The 19,964-nt window shown below is 71.4% G+C and carries 16 protein-coding genes and 3 tRNA genes; 8 read left to right on the top strand and 11 right to left on the bottom strand.

Annotated features, from left to right (window positions below):
- Positions 1-31 precede the first annotated feature (31 nt).
- Both pucL and H9Y04_RS13610 read right to left on the bottom strand, forming a co-directional pair.
- The gene (pucL, locus tag H9Y04_RS13615) at positions 32-952 is read right to left on the bottom strand and encodes a factor-independent urate hydroxylase (protein WP_187814075.1); all 921 of its coding nucleotides are present in this window, start codon (positions 950-952) and stop codon (positions 32-34) included.
- 269 nt (positions 953-1,221) lie between these two features.
- Entirely contained in the window at positions 1,222-2,346 is a 1,125-nt protein-coding gene (locus tag H9Y04_RS13610) for a WD40/YVTN/BNR-like repeat-containing protein (RefSeq protein WP_187814074.1), read from the bottom strand.
- A 324-nt stretch (positions 2,347-2,670) separates the two neighbouring features.
- Here H9Y04_RS13610 and ssgD point away from each other — a divergent pair, with 324 nt between their 5' ends.
- Complete coding sequence (gene ssgD, locus H9Y04_RS13605; RefSeq protein ID WP_187814073.1) at positions 2,671-3,087, top strand: spore wall synthesis regulator SsgD; 417 nt, start codon at positions 2,671-2,673, stop codon at positions 3,085-3,087.
- A gap of 65 nt (positions 3,088-3,152) precedes the next feature.
- Here ssgD and H9Y04_RS13600 read toward each other — a convergent pair whose 3' ends face one another.
- Together H9Y04_RS13600 and H9Y04_RS13595 are read right to left on the bottom strand one after the other, a co-directional pair.
- Positions 3,153-3,980 (bottom strand): isocitrate lyase/PEP mutase family protein, encoded by an 828-nt coding sequence (locus H9Y04_RS13600; RefSeq protein ID WP_187814072.1) that lies wholly within the window; start codon positions 3,978-3,980, stop codon positions 3,153-3,155.
- A gap of 78 nt (positions 3,981-4,058) precedes the next feature.
- Positions 4,059-4,727, bottom strand: a complete 669-nt coding sequence (locus H9Y04_RS13595; RefSeq protein WP_187814071.1) for a GOLPH3/VPS74 family protein — start codon at positions 4,725-4,727, stop codon at positions 4,059-4,061.
- 354 nt (positions 4,728-5,081) lie between these two features.
- On the opposite strand from H9Y04_RS13595, the gene H9Y04_RS13590 reads away from it, so the two are divergent.
- From H9Y04_RS13590 to H9Y04_RS13580, 3 genes are all read left to right on the top strand, one after another.
- Positions 5,082-6,722, top strand: a complete 1,641-nt coding sequence (locus tag H9Y04_RS13590; RefSeq protein WP_187814070.1) for an ABC-F family ATP-binding cassette domain-containing protein — start codon at positions 5,082-5,084, stop codon at positions 6,720-6,722.
- A gap of 196 nt (positions 6,723-6,918) precedes the next feature.
- Positions 6,919-7,893, top strand: a complete 975-nt coding sequence (locus H9Y04_RS13585) for an acyl-ACP desaturase (protein WP_187814069.1) — start codon at positions 6,919-6,921, stop codon at positions 7,891-7,893.
- Between the two features lie 172 nt (positions 7,894-8,065).
- Entirely contained in the window at positions 8,066-8,926 is an 861-nt protein-coding gene (locus H9Y04_RS13580) for a hypothetical protein (RefSeq protein ID WP_187814068.1), read from the top strand.
- Between the two features lie 85 nt (positions 8,927-9,011).
- On the opposite strand, the gene H9Y04_RS13575 is transcribed toward H9Y04_RS13580, so the two are convergent.
- Positions 9,012-9,087: transfer RNA gene (locus H9Y04_RS13575), tRNA-Trp, on the bottom strand.
- A 53-nt stretch (positions 9,088-9,140) separates the two neighbouring features.
- Here H9Y04_RS13575 and H9Y04_RS13570 point away from each other — a divergent pair.
- Complete coding sequence (locus H9Y04_RS13570) at positions 9,141-10,565, top strand: vWA domain-containing protein (RefSeq protein WP_187814067.1); 1,425 nt, start codon at positions 9,141-9,143, stop codon at positions 10,563-10,565.
- A complete protein-coding gene (locus H9Y04_RS13565; RefSeq protein ID WP_187814066.1) occupies positions 10,562-12,370 on the top strand; it encodes an ATP-binding protein in 1,809 nt (602 codons plus the stop codon). Before H9Y04_RS13570 ends, H9Y04_RS13565 begins: the two co-directional genes overlap by 4 nt.
- Before the next feature lie 30 nt (positions 12,371-12,400).
- Here H9Y04_RS13565 and H9Y04_RS13560 read toward each other — a convergent pair whose 3' ends face one another.
- From H9Y04_RS13560 to H9Y04_RS13545, 4 genes are all read right to left on the bottom strand, one after another.
- Complete coding sequence (locus H9Y04_RS13560) at positions 12,401-13,708, bottom strand: leucine-rich repeat domain-containing protein (RefSeq protein ID WP_236070792.1); 1,308 nt, start codon at positions 13,706-13,708, stop codon at positions 12,401-12,403.
- A complete protein-coding gene (locus tag H9Y04_RS13555; RefSeq protein WP_308800970.1) occupies positions 13,702-15,087 on the bottom strand; it encodes an SDR family NAD(P)-dependent oxidoreductase in 1,386 nt (461 codons plus the stop codon). The genes H9Y04_RS13560 and H9Y04_RS13555 overlap by 7 nt, the downstream gene beginning before the upstream one ends.
- A gap of 115 nt (positions 15,088-15,202) precedes the next feature.
- Positions 15,203-15,274, bottom strand: a tRNA-Asp gene (locus H9Y04_RS13550).
- A gap of 38 nt (positions 15,275-15,312) precedes the next feature.
- Positions 15,313-15,385 (bottom strand) — tRNA-Gly (locus tag H9Y04_RS13545).
- 137 nt (positions 15,386-15,522) lie between these two features.
- Between H9Y04_RS13545 and H9Y04_RS13540 the strand changes: the two genes are divergently transcribed.
- The gene (locus H9Y04_RS13540) at positions 15,523-17,985 is read left to right on the top strand and encodes a glucosidase family protein (RefSeq protein ID WP_187814064.1); all 2,463 of its coding nucleotides are present in this window, start codon (positions 15,523-15,525) and stop codon (positions 17,983-17,985) included.
- Here H9Y04_RS13540 and H9Y04_RS13535 read toward each other — a convergent pair.
- Positions 17,966-18,295, bottom strand: a complete 330-nt coding sequence (locus H9Y04_RS13535) for a WhiB family transcriptional regulator (protein ID WP_187814063.1) — start codon at positions 18,293-18,295, stop codon at positions 17,966-17,968. The two genes, H9Y04_RS13540 and H9Y04_RS13535, sit on opposite strands and share 20 nt — an antisense overlap.
- A 164-nt stretch (positions 18,296-18,459) precedes the next feature.
- Here H9Y04_RS13535 and H9Y04_RS13530 point away from each other — a divergent pair, with 164 nt between their 5' ends.
- Positions 18,460-18,993 carry a GNAT family N-acetyltransferase gene (locus tag H9Y04_RS13530; protein WP_187814062.1) on the top strand — a complete coding sequence of 178 codons (534 nt, stop codon included), beginning with the start codon at positions 18,460-18,462 and terminating at the stop codon, positions 18,991-18,993.
- Between the two features lie 139 nt (positions 18,994-19,132).
- Here H9Y04_RS13530 and H9Y04_RS13525 read toward each other — a convergent pair whose 3' ends face one another.
- A complete protein-coding gene (locus H9Y04_RS13525) occupies positions 19,133-19,954 on the bottom strand; it encodes a GNAT family N-acetyltransferase (protein WP_187814061.1) in 822 nt (273 codons plus the stop codon).
- Between the last annotated feature and the right edge of the window lie 10 nt (positions 19,955-19,964).

The raw sequence follows: 19,964 nt of genomic DNA, 5'->3' as shown, positions 1-19,964 counted from the left end.
ACAGGAGCCCAGGTGCGTGGCGCGTGCGGCGCTACGCGACGATCCAGTCGCTGGTCGCGATCACCGGCTCGACGCCGTCGCGGTGGATCGTGCCCTCGATCAGGCCGTACATCCGGTCGGCCGCGTAGTACACCTCGTTGTCGTTCTTGAGGCCGAAGGGCTCCAGGTCGACGAGGAAGTGGTGCTTGTTGGGGAGGTTGAGACGGACCTCGTTGACCTTCGGGCAGTGGTCGAGGACCCGCTCGGCCATCTGCGTCAGGGTCTGCTGCAGCGAGTAGCTGTACGTCTCGGCGAACGCGTCCAGCATGTGCGTGCGGACCTTCGCGTACGACCGGTCCCAGTCGAACTCGCCGTCGGCCGCGGCAGCCGCCGAGTAGGCCCAGCGCGAGGTGACCTTCGTGGCCAGGATCCGGTCGTACGCCTCCTGGAGGGTCGTGTACTTGTCCTTGATGTAGCCGTGGAACTCCGAGTTGGTGGAGTTCATGACGGTCAGGTCCTTCAGACCGGAGATCACCTGCAGCTGTCCGGTGTGCTCGCTGAAGGTGATCTGCGAGGTGCGCACCTCCTGGCCCTTGCGCACGAAGGAGTGCCGCTCCTTGCGCGTGGGCACCGGGATCCGCTCCCAGGAGTACTCCTCGATCCGGATCTGCGCCTCGTGGATCGGCGCCTGCGAGGTGACGAAGTGCTTGGCGAGCAGGATGCCGAAGGCCTCCGGCGAGGTGATGCCGTGCTCCTTGGCGAAGGCGTAGACCGTGTTCTTGGTCGTGTCCGTCGGCAGGCAGTTGGCGTTGTCGCCGGTGAGGTGGACATCGCGGAACTCGCCGCGCAGGGCGACCGAGACGTTCAGGTCGCGGATCTCGTGCCAGGAGCCGTCGCTGCCCTTGCGGGTGACGTGGACGATGCGGTTCTCGGCCTTGCCGTACTGGTTCTGCGCGAGGACGTGCTTGCTCATCTGCCTGACCTTTCGGGTACGTGGATACGTCGATCCCGTACGCCCGGCGTCCAGCGCCCCGCTGTGCGTGCGCTCCCCGCCGTCCGGCCCGCCGACTGCGGACCGCCCCGGGCCTGACGTGCATCCCGGTCCGTCGGTGCCTACGGATTGGAGCACGCCGGGGCCGCGCGCCGCAGGTGGCCGATCGTCCGAAACCGGGACGGTGATCTTGTGCGGTGGGACAGGGCACCACAGGTCGATCACCGCCCCCGGCAACGCACTTGGCGGGCTTACGGCTCCAGGCGCGCGATCCGCCCCTTCTCGCCGGAGGCCCAGCACCCGAAGTCCTCGGCGCAGTCCACCGTGTCGAAGGACCCCGGGTCGAAGGCCTTCCAGGTACGTCCGCCGTCGAGCGTCAGGTCCGTGCCCGTCGGGCCGACCGCGAGCGCCACGGACTTGGTGTGCGGCACCCAGGTCACTCCCGAGCGGTAGGCCGGTACCGGCTCGGCCGAGGTCTCCCACGTACGACCGCCGTCGCGGCTGACCGCGGAGGCCTGCGGGGAGGCCTGGCCGGCCCGGTAGTCGCCGCCGACCGCGATGCCCTGCGTACGGGAGCGGAACGCGAGCGCGAACACGCCACGGGCCGGATCGCCCGCGGGGATCGGCGTCTCGGCGGCCGTCCAGGTCAGACCGCGGTCCGCGGAGTGCAGGACGCGCGCCGTCGCCCCGCCGCCGGTCGCCAGCCACACATCGGAGCGGCCCTGGCTGACCAGGCACTGTCCGCCGGCCGCGAATCCTGCCTCGCCGGTCTGCGCGGGCGGCATGCCCTCACTGGGCAGCACCCGCCAGCTGCGGCCGCCGTCGCTCGTGGACAGGATCCGGTACTTGCCGTCGACCGGGTCGCTCATCGCGAGCCCGTTCTTCGCGTCGAAGAAGGTGAGGCAGTCGTAGAAGGCCCGGGGCTCGTCGTTGCGGAAGGCCTCCGTCCAGGTCTTCCCGCCGTCCTCGGTGCGGAAGACCCGCGAAGCCTCGCCCTCGCCGATCGCGAGCACCACGGCACGCTTGCGGTCGAAGGCCTCGATGTCACGGAACTCGAGCTCCCCGGCCCCGGGCGGTGAGACGTTCGCCCAGCTCGCCCCGCCGTCGGTGGTACGCAGCACGGTCCCCTTGGAGCCGGCCACCCAGGCGGTGCTCCGGCTGACGGCGGCGAGCCCGCGGAAACGCACCTCGGCTCCGCTGGGCTTGAGCTCCCAGCCCAGATCCCGCGTGTACGCGGACAGGTCGGCGTTCCCGGAATCCGCAGCGCTGCCGTCCGCCGCCTGGGCGGGCCCCGTGAGCACTCCCGCCACCGCGGCCGCACAGGCCCCCGCGGCGACAGAGCGCCGGATCCGCCTCGACTTCCCCATAGCTGTCATGCGCGGCGAAGCTAGCCGACCGTGCGCAGGCCGTCCAGAGGGCATGACCGCCTCAACCCGCCCGGGAGCGCCGGGGGTTGCCCCTACCGGGTGCCTGCGGCGTCAATTCCGCCGTGTCCCCCGCGCGGCGGTCGCTTCCGCCCGCGTACGCCCCTACCGTCGAGCGAAGTCCCAAGGTCTTCGGGGCAGGCCCTGAGCAGCCCCGACGAGCCGCCGGACGCACGCGGTGACACATGTCACGGCACCGAGCGTGCACGGATTGAGGAATTCCGCCGTCTATTCCTCTGCAGGCCCATCCAGCCAGCCGTCGTAAGGGAGCAGGGGTTGTCCACCGTCATCGAGCAAGACGTCGAAGCTCGGCTCGTCGCCGCCGCGCCGCGGATGCCCACCATTCCCGCGACGCTGTCCTACGACCGCACCGATCCCTTCGCCGTGCGCATGAGCTTCCCGGCTCCGGCCACGCTCGAAGGCGTGGAGGTGTCCTGGGCGTTCGCCCGCGAGCTCCTGATCTCGGGCATCGAGGGCCCGGCCGGCGAGGGCGACGTCCGCGTGCGCCCGTACGGCTACGACCGGACCGTGCTCGAGTTCCACGCCCCCGAGGGCACCGCTGTGGTGCATGTGCGCACGGGCGAGCTGCGCCGCTTCCTCAAGCGCGCCACGGCCCTGGTCCCCGCCGGGCGCGAACACCTGCACCTCGACGTGGACCAGAACCTGGCGGAACTGCTCGGCGGCGCCTGCTGAGACGGAGCGGGCCTCCTGCCGCCCCGCCCCGCCCCCGGTCACCTGCCGCCGCGGGCTTTGGCCCCTCAGCCGAGCAGCTCGTTGAGCTCCCCGTACTCCATCGCGTCCGCCATCTGCGTGTACCCGCCGCCGGCCAGGACCTCCTTGGCCGCCCGCCGTACCAGGCCGTGCACGGCCTCCGCGATCCGCCCGCCGACGCTGATCCGCGCGACGCCGAGCCCCGCGAACTCGCGTACGTCCGGAGCCCCGGGTCCCGCCAGGATGTTCAGGGGCGCCTCGATCCCGTCGACGAGCTCCTTGACCGTGCCCGGCGCCACGACGCCCGGCACGAAGATCCCGTCGGCGCCCGCCTCCCGGTAGACCGCCGCCCGGCGCAGCGTCTCCGCGAGCCGTGCGTCCGCCTCCCCCACCTGCCGCAGATACGTGTCGGTCCGCGCGTTGACGAACAGCGGAACCCCCGCGTCGTCCGCCGCCGCACGTGCCGCCGCGATCCGCTCGGCCATCTCCTCGGCGGGTCGCAGCCCGGCGCCCACCGAGTCCTCGATGTTGATGCCGACCGCGCCGGCCCCGAGGATCGCGCGCACGGTCTCCGCCACGTCCGCGGGCAGCTCGCCGTAGCCCCGCTCGATGTCGGCGCTCACCGGCAGCTCGACCGCCCCGGCGATCCGCCGTACCGCCTCGACCGCGCGGTCCCGGTCCAGATGATCGCCGTCCGCGGCCCCCAGCTCCCAGGAGACGCCCGAGCTGGTGGTGGCGAGGGCGGTGGCCCCGGCGTCCTGAACGATACGGGCGGAGGGGATGTCCCAGACGTTGGCGAGGACCAGCGGCTGTCCGGGGATGTGCAGGGCTTGCAGGGCGCGGGCCTTGGCGATGAGTGCTGCGGTGTTCGTCATGCCCTCACCCAATCAAGCACCTGACGCTCACGCTGGCAGAAATCCGACATCGACCGTCGCGACCCGGACGACTGCGCCTCAGGACGGCGCCCCACCCGTGACCGAGGCGATGGCGAGCACCATGGCGCGTCTGACCTCGCGCACGATCGCGCGCGGCGCCGGGTCCGTCGCAGCGCTGCGCTCCGCGAGCTGCTCGATCCGCTCCCGGTACGTCCGCCGCTCCCCCGCACCCACCACCGTGCGCAACCCGCCGGCCGCGGCCAGGGAAAGGAGCGCGGCATCCCGTACGGACACCTCGTCCACCGGCTCGGACCCGTGCAGCACCCACCGGAGCTCCGCGCGCAGGTCCTCGACGAAGCCGGCCCGGTCGAGTTCGTACTCCGTGTACGCGAACACCCCGAGCGCCCGCCGCCGGGTGCCGCGCAGATATCCGCTCAGGACGAGCTGCCGTCGTACGGCATCCAGCGTGGCCCCGCTGCGGACCGCCACCCAGGCGCGCCAGGGGCGCGGCCGCGACGCCGCGATGAGCTCCAGAACGCCGTCGAGCACCGGATCCCCCGTACAGGCGTCGTCCACCACCCGCACCGCGCCGTCCCGCTCCGTCAGCAACCCGCACTGCACCAGCTCGGTGAGCGCTGCCGCCCGTACCAGGAAAGGGAGTTGGAGTGTGGCGGTCAGGCGCGGCTTCGTCGTGTCGTACGCGAGCAGATAGAGCTGGACGGGCAGTGGGAGCGAGCCGTGGGCCATGGCGGCCTCCCTCGGGCGGGCGTCACCGGTCACGATAGAGATCGGTTGACACCCCGGCGAGACCCGTTCTACGGTGTAAGGGCTTCTGTTGCCGCCGATTGGAGAAGGACGTTGCTCGTCTGAGGTCCTGAGACACCGACCGCGCCTGATGCAGTGCCCGTTCACTGTGCGCGTCGTGTGCGACCTCGGCATCCGAGCCGTCTTCTCGCGGAACAGGGCTTTTTTGTTGCCCTGAGACGTCCCCGAGCCCCTCACCGGGTTCCTCGCGGACCGCCCCGCCCGGCCTCCCCGATCCGTCGCCCGCGGTGTCTCGTACGTCGCCCATCACCCATGCGACCTCGAGAGGCAGCCCGTATGTCTACTTTCCCCACCTCCGTTTCCGCCACCGCGCTCGACTTCACCTGGCCCGACGGGACCGAGGTCTTCGACGGGCTCCAGCTCGCCGTGGGGCCCGGCCGTACCGGTCTGATCGGACTCAACGGATCAGGGAAATCAACCCTGTTGAAGCTGATCGCCGGTGAGCTCACGCCGTCCGACGGTGCCATCCGCATCGCCGGCGAGGTCGGCTACCTCCCGCAGAACGTCACGCTCGACACCACGCTCAAGGTCGACGAGGCACTCGGCATCGACCGCACCCGCGCCGCACTGCACGCCATCGAGGCGGGCGACGCGAGCGTGGAGAACTTCACTGCGGTCGGCGACGACTGGGACGTCGAGGAGCGCGCCATCGCCATGCTCGACCAGCTCGGGCTCGGCCACATCGGCCTCGACCGCACCATCGGCGAGGTCTCCGGCGGCGAGTCCGTGCTGCTCAGACTGGCGGCGCTGCTGCTTCGCCGGCCCGACGTGCTGCTGCTCGACGAGCCGACGAACAACCTCGATCTGTACGCGCGGCGCCGCCTGTACGCCGCCGTGGAGGCCTGGTCCGGGGTCATGATCGTGGTCAGCCACGACCGTGAACTCCTCGATCTGGTCGACCAGATCGCCGATCTGCGCGCGGGTGAAGTCGTCTGGTACGGCGGCAACTTCACCGCGTACGAGGAGGCGCTCGCGGTCGAGCAGGAGGCGGCCGAGCGCATGGTGCGGGTCGCCGAGGGCGACCTCAAGAAGCAGAAGCGCGAACTGACCGAAGCGCACGTCAAGCTCGCCAAGCGGGTGCGCTACGGCAACAAGATGTATGCGCAGAAGCGCGAACCGAAGATCATCATGAACGCGCGCAAGCGCGAGGCCCAGGTCTCCGCGGGCAAGCACCGCATGATGCACGAGGAGAAGCTGAAGGAGGCGAAGGAGCGGCTCGACGAGGCGGTCGAGGCCGTACGCGACGACGACGAGATCCGTGTCGATCTGCCGTTCACGGCCGTACCGCCGGGGCGTTCAGTGCTCAGCCTGCACCACCTGGAGCTGGCCTACGGGTCCAGGGTGAAGGGCGAGTTCGAGCTGCGCGGACCGGAGCGGATCGCCCTGATCGGGCGCAACGGAGCGGGCAAGACCACGCTCCTTCGGACGATCACCGGCGAACTCGATCCGGTCGCGGGCGAGGTGGAGCGGCATGTGCCGCTGCGCTTCCTGCCGCAGCGGCTCGATGTCCTCGACGACGCACGGACGGTGGCCGAGAACGTGGCGCTGGCCGCGCCCGAGGCCACCAACAACCGCATCCGGGCGCGCCTGGCCCGCTTCCTGTTCAAGGGCGCACGAGCCGACCAGCTCGCGTCGACCCTCTCGGGCGGCGAACGGTTCCGTGCGGCGCTCGCGGCCCTGATGCTGGCCGATCCGGCGCCTCAGCTCCTGATGCTGGACGAGCCGACGAACAACCTGGACATGGCCAGTGTGCGTCAGCTCACAGGCGCACTCGACTCGTACGAAGGAGCTCTGATCGTGGCCAGCCACGATCTGCCCTTCCTCGAATCGATCGGCATCACCCGATGGCTGCTGCTCGACGGCGAGTTGAGGGACACCTCCCCGGCGGAAGTACGGGAGCTGATGGCCATGAACTGACGCGCCAGGGGTACGCGAGTGGCTGCCCCAGGAGCATTCACGTACCCCACGGGCGGGACAAAACGGACAGCGAGGGCCCCTGATCAGGGATCTCCTTTATGCGGCGCTTAACCTACGGTCTCGTAACCTACGAGCCCGTAGGTAAGGCGTTCCGCCGCCTGCCTGCGCGTCCCTGCCCCAGTCCCCAGGAGCACCCGTGACCCTCACCTCGCCCCACCTCGGCAGTCCGACCGGCTGGACCGACGCCCGGTTGCTGTACGCGCTGGAAGAGGTCGTGGAAACAGAGCTCAACCGGCATCTCAAGGTCACCAAGGACTGGATGCCGCACGAGTACGTCCCCTGGTCCGACGGCCGCAACTTCCCCGGCTTCTTCGAGGACGGCGAAGCCTGGGAGCCCAGCCAGTCCAAGGTCACCGAGATCGGCAAGATCGCTCTCGTCGTGAACCTGCTGACCGAGGACAACCTCCCCAGCTACCACCACGAGATCGCCACTCTCTTCGGCCGCGAAGGCGCCTGGGGCACCTGGGTGCACCGCTGGACCGCGGAGGAGGGCCGGCACGGCATCGTGATGCGCGACTATCTGCTCGCCTCGCGTGCGGTCGACCCGGACAAGCTCGAGCAGTTCCGCATGGCCCACATGTCCGAGGGCTTCGAGTCCGACAACCGCCACTCGATGCTGCACTCGATCGCGTACGTGGCCTTCCAGGAGCTCGCGACCCGTATCTCGCACCGCAACACCGGACACCAGTCCGGTGACCCGGTCTGCGACCGCATGCTCGCCCGTATCGCCACGGACGAGAACCTGCACATGGTCTTCTACCGCAACCTCCTCAAGAGCGCCTTCGAGCTCGCCCCTGACCTGACCATGCAGGCGGTCCGCGACGTGGTCGTGAACTTCCGTATGCCGGGCCACGGCATGCCGGGCTTCGAGCGCGCCGCCGCGCAGATGGCCATCGGCGAGATCTACAACATGCGCATCCACCACGACGACGTGCTCTCCCCCGTGCTGCGCTTCCTCAAGGTCCTGGAGATCGACGGGCTGGGTCCGGAAGGCCTCAAGGCGCAGGAGGAACTGGGCCTGTTCATGAACGGCCTGGACGCGGAAGCCGCCAAGTTCGACGAGAAGCTGGCCGCGCGCAAGGCGCGGATCCTGGCTCGGGCGAATGCCTGAGTGCTGAAGTTCCGGTGAGGGGCGGGCCGTTGCGGTCCGCCCCTCCTGCCGTTCCCGCGGCTCCCGGCGCCCGCGGGCCCCGGGGGCCGGGTCGCCGGCAGCACGGAAGCCGCCATCCAGCGGAGCGGAACTCGCTACGCAACGGCCCCTGGCCTGCGGCATCATGCGCCCCATGGCGTACACCACCGCGCGCGACCGTGCCGTCTCCTATCTGCTCTCGCTCGCCGATCCGGCCGACGCCGGCCGGATCGAGCGTCGCATCGGCGTGGCTCCCCAGGACGCGAGCGACCGCGGCCGGGAGGAGGAAGCCGTGCGCCGCTCCTGGCTCATGGCACACCGGCTGCCGGTCTCCGTACTGCACTGGGTGATGCAGCAGGACGACCCCGAACTCAATGTGCTGGTCTGCCTGCACCCTTCCGCGGACAATGCGATCCGCCGCCAGATCCTGCGCGGTGTGCCGTGCGCCCCCGACGCGAAACGGGCCGTCCTGCCCGTCTCACCGCGGCTGAACCGCGGCGTCGAGGAGGCACCCCTGCCGGGGCGCTTCCACGAGCTCGGCCTCATCGGCACGCTGCGGGCGGCGCGCACCCGGGCCCAGGGCCGCACCGCGGCGTCCATGGTCCTCGACCGGCACGACTGGGCGGCGGTGACGGACGCGGACCGCGAGGAGGCGCTGCCCGGATTCGCGCGCTGGGCGCTTGCGGTGCGCCATGACTGCCCGCCCGCGCTGCGCCGGCAGTTCGGTACGCATGCCAAGTTCCACCACAGGGTGCGTGCGGCCGGGGCGTTCGACTCCCCCGTCGAGTTCGCCCTGGACCACGTTCCGGCGCTGAACGTGCTCGCCGTGCTGTCCCTGGGCCACCGGCTGTTCCCGCAACGTCTGGCCGACGCTTCGGATGCGCTGCGTCCACTCGTACGCGAGTATCTGGCCGACGACACCGAGGCGTGGGCCGTCCTCGCTCAGCTGGTGCAGGAATTCCGGGGTGGCGTGGAGGAGTTGGTGATCACCGCGGGGGCCGTGGCAGGGGGCTGAACAGGACGTGCAGGAGCTGCGGCGGGGGCTGACCAGGGGGTGCAGGGGCCGAGGCGGCGGCTGGACAGGACATCTCGGAAGGGGGGGCGGGGTGGCTGGATTCGAACCAGCGTGATCCGGTTCTGGAGACCGGTGCGACTGCCGCTGCGCTACGCCCCCGCCCCTTGCCGCGGAGCATAAACCCTTGGCCCGTTGTCACAGGCCGCTGATACCAATGACGCAGGGGAACACCACGGGGGGGGGGTGGGGCGTGCAGGGGCGCCGACGGCATGTGATCGATCTCGCCGACCGCCGTGCCGTCGAGCGCCATCGCCCGGCGGCACCGGAGACGGTCGCGGAGGCGGTGCGGCTCAAGGAGGCCGCGCTGCTCGACTTCGGTCTGACCGAGTCGGCGGTCGCGTCCTGGCTGTACGCGAAGTGCCCGCATCAGCTGCCGACGACCGCGGTGGACACGGCGGCCGTCGTCGCCTCCGGCGACGGGACCTGTCTGCTCCTGTTCAACCCCGAGTTCTTCGTCCGACTCGGCCTGGACGGCGTGAAGTTCGTGCTGTTCCACGAGGCGCGGCATCTGGTGCACCGGCATCTGTTCGCCGAGCCGGAGCTGCGGCAGGACCCCGTCTTCGAGCTGGCGGCCGAAGTCGCCATCAACCATGTGGCACTGATACGGCTCGGCCGCACCGGCCTTCCGCTGGTCGGCGACGTACCGACCGGCATCGACCCGCGGCAGGTGCACGCGCTGTACGTGGCCGATCTGGAGGCCCAAGGGCTCGCGCCGCTCCTGTACGACGCCTTCGTGGACACGGACATGCGGGTGTACGGCGAGCTCAGCCGGATGAAGCAGCCGCCGGTCGCCTCCGCCGCGCTTTGCGTGCACCTCACCCACGGTCCGCTGCCCGCCGACCCGGAGACCGTCGGCGCCGTCGCCTCCTCGGTACTGCTCAACTCCCTGCTGGCCGCGCGCCGTGGACACCGCGCCGCCGAGCAGGAGTTGCTCGATCTGATGGGGCGCACGGAGGACGCCGCGGGCGCCGCGAAGGTCTGGGGGAACCTGGGCGCGGGGGTGCTGCGCGGTGAGACCGCCCGCACCGGGCGGATCGACTGGTGGCAGCGCTGGCTGGTCGATGTGCTCGGCTCGAAACTGGCCGACGGTGAGCGGCTCGTATATCCGAAGAAGCGCGGTGCGCTGCTCGCGGCGCTCGGCCAGGACCCGACGCTCTCGCGCCGCGGCCCGGTGCGCCACAAGGTCCTGGTGATCGCCTACGACACCTCGGGCTCGATGCCGGACGAGGTGATCGACTGGCTGACCACGCTCGTCGGCGAGATCGACGGGGTCGAGGCGCACTGGCTCGCCTTCGACGCCGAGGTCTGGCCGTTCGAGCCAGGTCAGCGGGTGCTCGGCGGCGGTGGCACGAGCTTTCAGGCCGTCGTCGACTATGTCGAGGGCCGCACCACGATCGACGGACGTCCCTTCGACGAGCGGCCGGACGCGGTGGTCGTCCTGACGGACGGCTATGCGCCCCCGGTCACCCCCGCCGATCCGGACGCGTGGATCTGGCTGATCACCGAAGGGGGCCACGACTGGCCCGAGACCCACTCCCCCGCGATGGACTGCCATCGCGTCACGACAGGATCGAGATGACGAGCACCACCGAGCAGCCGGCCCGGGTACGGCGGCCTTCGTCCCGCCTCGAGGAGTTCATCGAGGCGATGATCGACCTCGGGCAGACCGGGCAGATCTTCGGCGAGCACGGCATCGGCAAGACGGCCACGTTCTTCTCGTACGTGGAGCAGGCGCGCCCCGAGGCGACGCTGGTGTACGTGCCGGCGGCCAATCTCACGCCGGACGACCTCCTGGTGAACGCACCGGTGCGCGATCCGCGTACCGGTGAACTGGTGCTGCGCCAGCTGGTGATGAGCCAGCTGAAGCCGGGCCGGCCGTTCGTGCTGCTCATCGACGACTCGCTGCAGGCCGGCGACACCATCCAGTCGCAGCTGATGCAGATCGCCTGCGACTGGACGCTCGGTGAGCACGATCTGCGGGCGCTCGGCTGCATCGGGGTCTTCCTCACCGACAACGAGTCGCTGGCCGAGACCTCGGCCCGGCGCAGTGATCTCGCGCTGCTCGACCGGATGGTCACGCTGCGGATCGGTGCCAATGACACCGCGTGGCGGGCGCATCTGTCGGCGAAGTACCCGCAGTGGGACCTGTCGGGAGTGTTCGCGGTGTGGGCCTCGCTCGGTCCGGGGCTGCGCGAGCTGCTCTCGCCCCGCACCCTGGACCACATCCTGGCCAACGCCCGCGAGGGCTTTCCGCTGCGCTGGGGGCTGCCGCTGGTCGGCGGTGAGCGGCTGCGGCTCCAGGAGGACGGCGCCAAGGGGGCGGGCAACCGCACCTCCGAGATCCTCGACCGCATCGCCGAGGCCCTCGGCGTGCCGAACCCCTCCCGTATCGCCGATCCCGTGCGCCAGGTGGTGCGGGCGGCGCTGCGCAACCGCTGGACGGTGCTCCTCCAGGGCCCGCCCGGCTGCGGCAAGACGGAGCTGGTACGCGAGACGGTGCGCGAAGGGCTCAGCGGCCGCGATGCGCTGTACTTCTCGCTGCCCGTGACCAACGTCGAGGACCTGTGCGCTCCGGTGCCCTCGGCCGACGGTACCCTGGACAACCTCCTCGCCGCCTGCTTCCACGGTCCCGAACCCAAGGCGATCGTGTGGGACGAGTACAACCGGCCCAAGGACAAGGCCGCGTTCGCGAAGCTGATGGAGATCACCCAGGAGTGGTCGCTCGCCGGTCGGCGGATCGCGAACCTGCGGGCACAGATCGCGGTCCAGAACCCGCCGTACCATCTGGGCCGCAAGCTGCTGGTCGCACGCAACAACATCGCGCAGGCCTCCCGTTTCACCGCCTCGCTGACGGTCGAACCGGGCGACATCCCTGCCAACGAGTGGCTCATACGCCGCTACGGTGCCGATGCCGAGACGGTCCTCGAGTGGTGGAAGCACGACATCGACGAGGACGGCCGTGCGTGGATCACCAAGCGCACCCTGGAGCGGTTGATCAAGCTGCACCGCAAGGGACTTCCGCTGCACATGGCCACGGTCTACCTCGGTGACGGCGAGTACGCGCCGGTGCCGCTGACCGCGCTCATGGACCGGTTCGCACAGCGGCAGGTGACCGGGCTGAGCGAGCTCGCCCGGGATCTCACGGGCTGGGAGGAGCGGTTGCGCAAGGCGGCCGCGCAGTCGAGCGAGGGCGCCGCGGACACGGACGTCGTACACCAGGTGCTCGCCAATGCGGAGCTGTCCCAGCTGCGCAGGCACCGCAAGGCGGTGGTGCGGCTCGCGGCGCTGCTGCCCGCCAAGCTCAGGGCCACGTATCTCGTCGGCGCGGCGCCCGAGCAGCAGCGGTTCTGGACGGAGGTGTTCGTCTCCCTGCGCAAGCGCTGACCGCTCCGCGCCGGCCTCGCCGCTCCTCCGTCAGGAGAGTTCGGTCGGCGGCGCGGTGCGGTGCACGCTGCGTACGGCGGCGACCGCCTCGGGCACCCGCGGCGGCGGCACATGGGCGCTCAGCTCGTTCAGCCGCCGCTTCACGCTCGCCGCGATCGAGGAGCCGAGCACGAAGCGGGTCGCGCTGACGGCGGCGGGTGCGGTGTCGAGCAGCTGGTGCGCCTCCCGGCTGCGCATCCCGGTGTGGCTCAGGACGAGGTGGGCGAGGCGGTGCTCCTGGCCCGCGAGCGCGTGGGCCACCTCCCTGGCCGCGGCCAGGTCCAGCTGGTTGTCCCGCGCCCCCAGGGTGCGGGCCGCGCGGACCCGGCCGAGGTCGAGCACCTCCACGCCGGAGGCGGCCGCCGCCGACACGAGAAGGGCCGCGGCCCGCGGTCCGATTCCGTTGCTCGCCACGGAGAGCCGCGTGAGGCGGCCGTACGGAGCACGGCCGAGGGCCACCGCAAGATGCCGTGCTCCTTCGTCGCCCAACCGCGCGGCGGATACGTACAGTTCGCCGACGGCGCCCGCGGACACCAGAGCACCGAGCGCCCGGCCACCGGCGGCTCCCAGCGGATTGCCCCCGACGAAGAGCCGCTCCACCGTGCGCCCCTGCCCGTCGGCCGCGACGAGCGCGTCCACGAGCAGGGCGAGACCGGCCGGATCGAGTCCGGTCTGGACGAGGTCGAGGGTGCGCAACGTGCGGATCGCCTCGATCAGTTCGGCCGCCGCGCGTCCGCCGGCGGGCCCCAGCGGGTTGCGCTTGAGCCAGATCCCGGCGACGACGGTCGGGGAGGCACGCAACTGGTCGGCGATACGGCAGGCGCCCGGGGCGGTGATGCCGTTGCAGCCCAGGTACAGCGTCTCGACCTGACCCTGTTCCGCCGCTCTCGTGGCCGCGGCCGCGCCCTCGTCCCCGAGCCCGTCGGTGCCGAGCAGCACATGCCGTACCGGGGCGCCGTGGTCGCCGTCCGAGGTCCGGTCCGGCCGCTGCGGAACCTGGCCGTCCCGGCTCGTTCCGGGCGCGGTCCGCCGGTCCCGAGCCGACTCCCGCAGCGCGTCGGCCACCAGGGCCGCACCTTCCGGCCCGAGTGCCTGCTTGCACAGGTCGAGGCGGCCGTCGGGCAGCGCCGTACCGGCGGTGAAGTCCAGTCGCTCGCCGGCCGGCCGGCCACCGCGCAGCCAGTCGAGGAGCGGCGTGAGGTCGGCGAGAGGCCGGGGCACCACGCTCGGCACCCCTGCGAAGGCCGGCTCGGGAGCGTCCTGCGGACGGCCGGGCTCGCCGTCCGGACCGGTCACCACGCCGCCTCCCGGTAGTCCTTCAGGAACACTCCGGACACCGGATCGCCGGCCTCCCCGCGCACGATCGGGTCGTAGACACGCGCCGCACCGTCCACGATGTCCAGCGGGGTGCGAAAGCCCGCCCCCGCCATCCTGCTCTTCTTCGGCGCCGGGTTCTCGTCGGTGATCCAGCCGGTGTCCACGGCGCACATGTGGACACCCTGCTCCGCGAGTTCGGCCGCGCTGGTCCTGGTCAGCATGTTCAGCGCGGCCTTGGCCATGTTGGTGTGCGGATGGCCGGCCGTCTTGTTGCGTACGGCGAACCGGCCCTCCACCGCCGTGACGTTGACGATGTAGCGGCGCGGATGCGCGGACGCGAGCAGCAGGGGCAGCAGCCGGTCGCAGAGCAGCGCCGGCGCGAGGGCGTTGACCAGCTGGGTCTCCAGGACCTCGGCCGGATCCAGCTCACCCAGCTTGGCGGACCAGGAGTTGGTGGGCGAGGGATCGGCCAGCAGCCCGGCCTCGTCGACCTCGCGCAGCACCAGTTCCAACGCTCCCGAGGTTCCCGATACCCCCGGTTCGAGCTCCCGCATCGGACGGAATCCGGGCGCGGCCCAGGCTCCGGGCGGCAGCCGGTCCGTCTCGCCCGCGCTGAGGAGTGCGTACGACTGAGGCGGCCGGCGTACGGTCTGGGCGGCGTTGTTGACGAGGATGTCGAGCGGCGCGCCCTGCGTCCTGAGCCGCTCGCACAGGCCGAGCACCTGGCGGGGATCGCGCAGGTCCACGGCCACGACGGTGAGCCGGTGCAGCCAGACGTCACTGCCCTCGGCGGCGCGGAACCGCCGCAGGGTGTCGTGCGGAAACCGGCTGGTGACCGTGAGCTGCGCGCCGTCGCGCAGCATCATCAGGGCCAGCTGGAAACCGATCTTGACCCGCGCACCGGTCAGGAGAACCCGCCGCCCCGTCAGATCGGTGCTCAGGACGCGCCGTGCCCGGTTCTCGGCGGCGCAGCCGGGACAGAGCCGGTGGTAGAAGGAGTCGACCTCGCGATAAGGCGACTTGCAGACGTAACACGTCCGCGGCTTCCCCAACAGGCCGACGGCGGCGGCCTGTTCGCCGTCGTCGGGCAGAGGTGCGTCCTCACGGCGGTCGGCCGCACCGGTCGCGGTCCGCGCCATCAACTGCGCGTCACCGGCAAAACGCTCGGCGCCGCGTGCCTTGCGGCGCCGCAGCCGGCCGTCGCGCGCGAACGAGGCCGCGACCTGCTCGGCCCGCAGCCGCACCGGATGGTCCACCGGCAGCGCCCGCAGCTTTCCGACGAGCAGGTCGTACTGGGCGAGTTCGGCAGCGGTCAGGTCCACGGCCGCCGCATCGCGGGCACGGGCGGAAGGCAGGTGCACGGCGGCAGTCGTACCGTCCCCGCCGGAAGCCGCCCGGTCCGCGCTCTCCGGATCACTCGCGCCGGCCCCGGCACCGTTTCCGGCCATCTCCACCTGCCCCCGCCGCCTCTCTGTGTGATCCCGGCCGGATTCGAACCGGCGTACCCGCCCTGACAAGGCGGTGCGCCTGCCTCTGCGCGACGGGATCCCCCCGGGCCGTGGCGAACAGCCACCGGCTCCGAGCCGCCCGGACGACCGGATTCGAACCGGCGTATCCCGTCTGGGCAAGACGGTGCGCCTGCCTCTGCGCTACGCCCGGACAGCGCGGTCATCCTACGGCGTGCCCACCGCGGGCCCGATGCCGGGACAACCGGCCGGCCACGCACCCCGGAACTCCCGCAATGAGGCCGAACCACCCCGTTTACGAACCCCCCACCCGGTGCCACCGTGCCCCCCATGGCACAGACCCATGAGTGGATGTTCTACGAGGTCATGTGGCGCGGGTGGACGCAGCAGTCGCTGCCCGTGCCGTGGTGGGCGCGGCAGGCGTTCCGGGCGTGGAGCGACGATTTCGACCGCGGGACGTACGAGTCGAAGGAGGCGGCGTTCGCCTCCAACGCCCTGTACCGGTACTGGCACATGGTGGGCGTCAAGGACCACCGGCAGGAGAGTCTGATCGGGCAGGCCGGCGAGGTGGAGCCGGTGTACGACAAGTACGTCCTGACCTTCTTCCTGTACGACCCGGTCTCCGGGCTCACCCACCTGCCCCAGCTCGCCGACGGTGCGGCCGTCGAGCAGCGGATGCCGCGGCCCCATGTGCCGACCGTCGTGAGCACGTACCGGGCCGGGCACGACGTGACGCTGACCGAGCGGATCTTCGCGGCCCCGGTCGGCCCCCGGCAGCGGGCCGTGACCGTCGTCCAGGCGAGTGCGCGCTCCGGCGACGGCGCGCCGAAGGAGGGGTGGCTGTGCGCCGCCGTCGTGCCCGCGGGGCCGAGCGGTTTCCAGCGGCACGACCGCCAGGGGCGTCTGCTCACGGACCGACGGATCACGCAGCTGCGGTACGCCGCGGACCAGGCCCTGGTGGAGACGAACACCGGATGGGGACCGGCCTTCGACTCCCCGCCCGAGCAGTTCGGTGTGTACGGCAACCCGGACCACTCGCACGATCCGGACAGCTACCTGGTCCGCAGCCCGTTCCACGATCTCGCGCACGGCGGGAAGCTGAACGGGGCGCTGCAGGCGGAGGACCAGATCGCCGGGCTGTGTTCGGCGGCGTTCGCCTGGCCCTTCCGGGTCTCCGGCGACGAGGAGTTCGGGATCACCGTGCGACTCCCGGTCGACTTTTTCCAGGGGCCCGCCGATCTGGACGAACTGCGTTCCGTGGACGCGGACGAGCTGCACACCGCGCACGAGGCGTTCTGGGAGCAGAAGATCAAGGGCAGCGGGCTACAGCCCGAACTGCCCGGCGAGGTAGGCCACTTGGGCGCCTTGTTCGGGCAGGCACGCGCCCAGCTGCTCGTGCTCTCCGACCACGGCGAGATCCATCCGGGACCGACCGTCTACGACTCGTTCTGGATACGGGACTCCTCCGTCGAGGCCACCGCCTGCTCGCTCGTGGGCGACGAGACGCTGGCCGAGCGGCAGCTGGGCACGCACTATCCGCTGAAGTTCAACCGGGGCGGCGGCCGGATCGGGCCCTGCGCCGAGTACGGGTTCTTCGGCGGGCCGCACGAGCGGGACGACCGGGAATGGGACTCCAACGGGCAGGCCCTGTGGGCGATCGGGCGCTACGACCGCACGTATCGCGGCAGCGGCCTCGGGGCGAAGCTCTACCTCCCGTACGTGCGGGACGGTGCGCGCTGGCTGCGCGACAACCGGGACGGGTTCGGGCTGCTGCACAGCGGCTGGAGCGCCGAACACCTCGGCGAACGCGACAAGCCGCACTACTGGGACGACCTGTGGGGCCTGGCCGGTCTGTACGAGGCAGCGCGGCTCGCGGAGCGGATCGGGGCGCCCGAAGTGGCGGAGCTGTGGGGCGCGTTCGACGACCTCAAGGCCGCGACGGCCGCTTCCATACGGTGGGTGCTCGGCGAACAACGCGACCGGCTCGGCGAGTGGGAGACGTACATCCCGACCGGCCCTGGCGACGTGGGGCGGCGCGACTCGACGATGATCGGGGCGGCGGCGTACTTCCATCCGCTGCGGCTGCACATGGGCAGCAAGCTGGGCGACGAGGTCGACCGGGCCGCGCGGCACACGCTGGACACGATGTACGCCCGGTTCGTGACCGGCGGCTTCCGGCACGACGCCGCCTGGAACGCGTACGGGCCCTATCTGACCCTGCAGTTGGCGCACGCCTATCTGTTCGCGGGCGAGCCGGAGAAGACGGACCGGCTGCTCGGCTGGACCGTGGCCGCAGCCTTCCCGAGGACGGGCGGGCAGGAGGCGGCACTCGGCGCGTGGAACGAGCAGCACGCGTACTCCGTGGCATCGGACTTCGCCGAAGTGCCGTACAGGCCCTGGTACATGGGAGACATCCCGCACGGCTGGGCCGCGGCGGAGTATCTGCTCCTGCTGCGCGACATCCTGTTCTTCGAGGCGGACGAGGACCGCGACCCGCATCTGTACATCGCGCCCGGAGTGCGGCCGCACTGGCTCGGCGAGGGCGAGACGATCGGGTGCGAACGGGCGCCGACGCTGTTCGGCGGGGACTTCGGCTACCGCCTGACGCATCGGCCCGGGCAGCACCGGGTCGACGTGGAGATCCTGCGGGCGCCGCAGGGCGTGCGGTTCGTGTATCCCTGCAGGTTCGGACCGGTCACGGGGGTCACCGTGGACGGGGAGCCGGTGGCGCCCGCCGGGGACGATGTGCGGATACCGGCGGGGATGCGGCGATTCACGGTCGAGTACGCGTGAGGCCGAGGTTTCGGCGTCTGAGCGCGTGCCGCTCCTTCTCGGAGAGGCCTCCCCAGACGCCGAAGCGCTCGTCGTGGGTGAGTGCGTAGTCGAGACACGCGGCGCGGCCCGCGCAGGACGAACAGATGCGCTTGGCCTCGCTCACGGAGCTGCCGGGCTCCGGGAAGAAGAACTCGGGGCTCGTCTGCGCACAGAGCGCGTCTTCGTACCAGGCGGGCCGGGCGCCGGGCAGGAGTGGGCCCGGGGCGGGTTGCGCCTGGGCTTCGGCGGCCGCCGTGGGTGTGGGGGTGGCTGCGATGGTGCGGGGCATGGGATGACCATCGCGGGTGGCGCGAAACGTTCGCTCAACGAGCGATCAACGCGCGACCCACGAGCGACCGACGCGCACGCCGGGCGGCCAGGGGCGCAGGTCACGGAGAGCTCACGGCGGGCGCCGATTACCGGTGCCGGCGCCGCCTTGGGCAAGATGGGCCCATGACCGAGATCCGCACCCCCCGACTCCTCCTCCGCCGCTGGCAGGACAGTGACCTCGCTCCCATGGCGGAGATCAACGCGGACCCCCGGGTCATGCGCTGGATCGACGACGGCTCGGTGCGCGGCCTCGACCAGACGGCAGAGGACATCGAGCAGTGGGAGGAGGAGTGGGACGAGGAGGGGTTCGGGCTCTTCGCCATCGAGCTCCTCGGCTCGGGCGAGCTGGCCGGATTCACCGGTCTTTCCCTGCCCGAGTTCCTGCCGGAGGTCATGCCGGACGTGGCGATCAGCTGGCGGTTCGGTGCGCAGTTCTGGGGCCAGGGCTATGCGTCCGAGGCGGCCCACGCCACGCTGGAGTTCGCGCTCCAGGACCGCGGCCTCGAGCGCGTGATCAGCATCAGCCGGGTGGGCGACGAAGCCTCGGCGAACGTGATCGACAAGCTGGGCATGGTCGCCGAGCACGAGACGACCCACCCCGAGTACGACGTCGCGCTGCAGATTCACAGCATCGACCTCACGGAGTTCCAGGGCTGAGCCGACGCCCCGGGAGCGGTCAGCCCGGGGTCCCGCTGCATCCAAGCGTTCAGCCCGGGGTCCCGCCGCCTCCGAGCGGTCAGCCCGGGGTCCCGCCGCCTCCGAGCGGTCAGCCCGGGGTTCCGCCGCCTCCGAGCGGTCAGCTCCCGGCGATCGCGTGTTCCGTGAAGCGCCCGCACACCCGGAAGCCGAGCCGCTCGTACACCGGCTCACCCTGCGCCGACGCCTGGAGTACGGCGACCCGGTAGCCGAGCGCCGACGCGGTGTGCAGCGCGGCCAGTGTGAGGGCTCCGCCGTGGCCGCGGCGGCGGTGGGCGGCCAGGGCGCAGATGTCGTACAGGCCCGCGACTCCCGCATGCAGGAAGACCTCCGCGGTCGCCACCGGCCGCCCTTCCTCGTAGCCGACGAGGTAGCGCGCGGAGCTCTCCGGGGCCAGAGCCCGCTCGACGGCACGCCCGTAGAAGGTGGGCACCGTGAGGGAAGGCGGCGACCAGTTGGCGGACAGGACCTCGGAGTAGTCGGCGAGTTGGGCCGGAGTGCGGACGGCCTGGATGTCGAGGCCGTCGGGCACCGGCTTCGGCAGGGAGTCGTCCAGCTCGGCCCACATGGCGCTCTCCTGCTCGCCGGCAGGCAGGCCCGCGGCGCCGAGCAGGTCGGAGAGCGACTCCGGCGCCGAGGCCGGTCCGACCCACCAGGAGAAGGGGCGCCCTCTTCTACGGAGCTCCCCCAGCGTCTCCGCGATACGGAGGTCCGCGACGTCGGGCGCGAAGCGGGCCGCGGCCACGATGTTGAAGGTGTCGTCCGCGAGCCCGCTGTCCGCGATCACCAGATCCGCGGACTCGAGGACGCTCGCGCCCGGCAGGCCGCGGTGCAGATGGCAGGCGTGCTCGGCGAGATTGCGCTCACCGGCCTCGGCCAGCGCGGCCGGGGCGGGGTGGTCCGGCGGGGTGCGGCGGTTCATGGGAGCCCAG

This window comes from Streptomyces polyasparticus (assembly GCF_014493765.1).
Taxonomy (GTDB): Bacteria; Actinomycetota; Actinomycetes; order Streptomycetales; family Streptomycetaceae; genus Streptomyces; species Streptomyces polyasparticus.
This window is presented reverse-complemented; position numbering and strand designations above follow the sequence as displayed.

Excerpts from the sequence above, each read along its gene's own strand:
- pucL (WP_187814075.1), bottom strand. The coding sequence starts at position 952 with ATGAGCAAGCACGTCCTCGCGCAGAACCAGTACGGCAAGGCCGAGAAC.
- H9Y04_RS13610 (WP_187814074.1), bottom strand. The coding sequence starts at position 2,346 with ATGACAGCTATGGGGAAGTCGAGGCGGATCCGGCGCTCTGTCGCCGCG.
- H9Y04_RS13600 (WP_187814072.1), bottom strand. The coding sequence starts at position 3,980 with ATGACGAACACCGCAGCACTCATCGCCAAGGCCCGCGCCCTGCAAGCC.
- H9Y04_RS13595 (WP_187814071.1), bottom strand. The coding sequence starts at position 4,727 with ATGGCCCACGGCTCGCTCCCACTGCCCGTCCAGCTCTATCTGCTCGCG.
- H9Y04_RS13590 (WP_187814070.1), top strand. The coding sequence starts at position 5,082 with ATGTCTACTTTCCCCACCTCCGTTTCCGCCACCGCGCTCGACTTCACC.
- H9Y04_RS13580 (WP_187814068.1), top strand. The coding sequence starts at position 8,066 with ATGGCGTACACCACCGCGCGCGACCGTGCCGTCTCCTATCTGCTCTCG.
- H9Y04_RS13570 (WP_187814067.1), top strand. The coding sequence starts at position 9,141 with ATGACGCAGGGGAACACCACGGGGGGGGGGTGGGGCGTGCAGGGGCGC.
- H9Y04_RS13565 (WP_187814066.1), top strand. The coding sequence starts at position 10,562 with ATGACGAGCACCACCGAGCAGCCGGCCCGGGTACGGCGGCCTTCGTCC.
- H9Y04_RS13540 (WP_187814064.1), top strand. The coding sequence starts at position 15,523 with ATGGCACAGACCCATGAGTGGATGTTCTACGAGGTCATGTGGCGCGGG.
- H9Y04_RS13535 (WP_187814063.1), bottom strand. The coding sequence starts at position 18,295 with ATGCCCCGCACCATCGCAGCCACCCCCACACCCACGGCGGCCGCCGAA.
- H9Y04_RS13530 (WP_187814062.1), top strand. The coding sequence starts at position 18,460 with ATGACCGAGATCCGCACCCCCCGACTCCTCCTCCGCCGCTGGCAGGAC.
- H9Y04_RS13525 (WP_187814061.1), bottom strand. The coding sequence starts at position 19,954 with ATGAACCGCCGCACCCCGCCGGACCACCCCGCCCCGGCCGCGCTGGCC.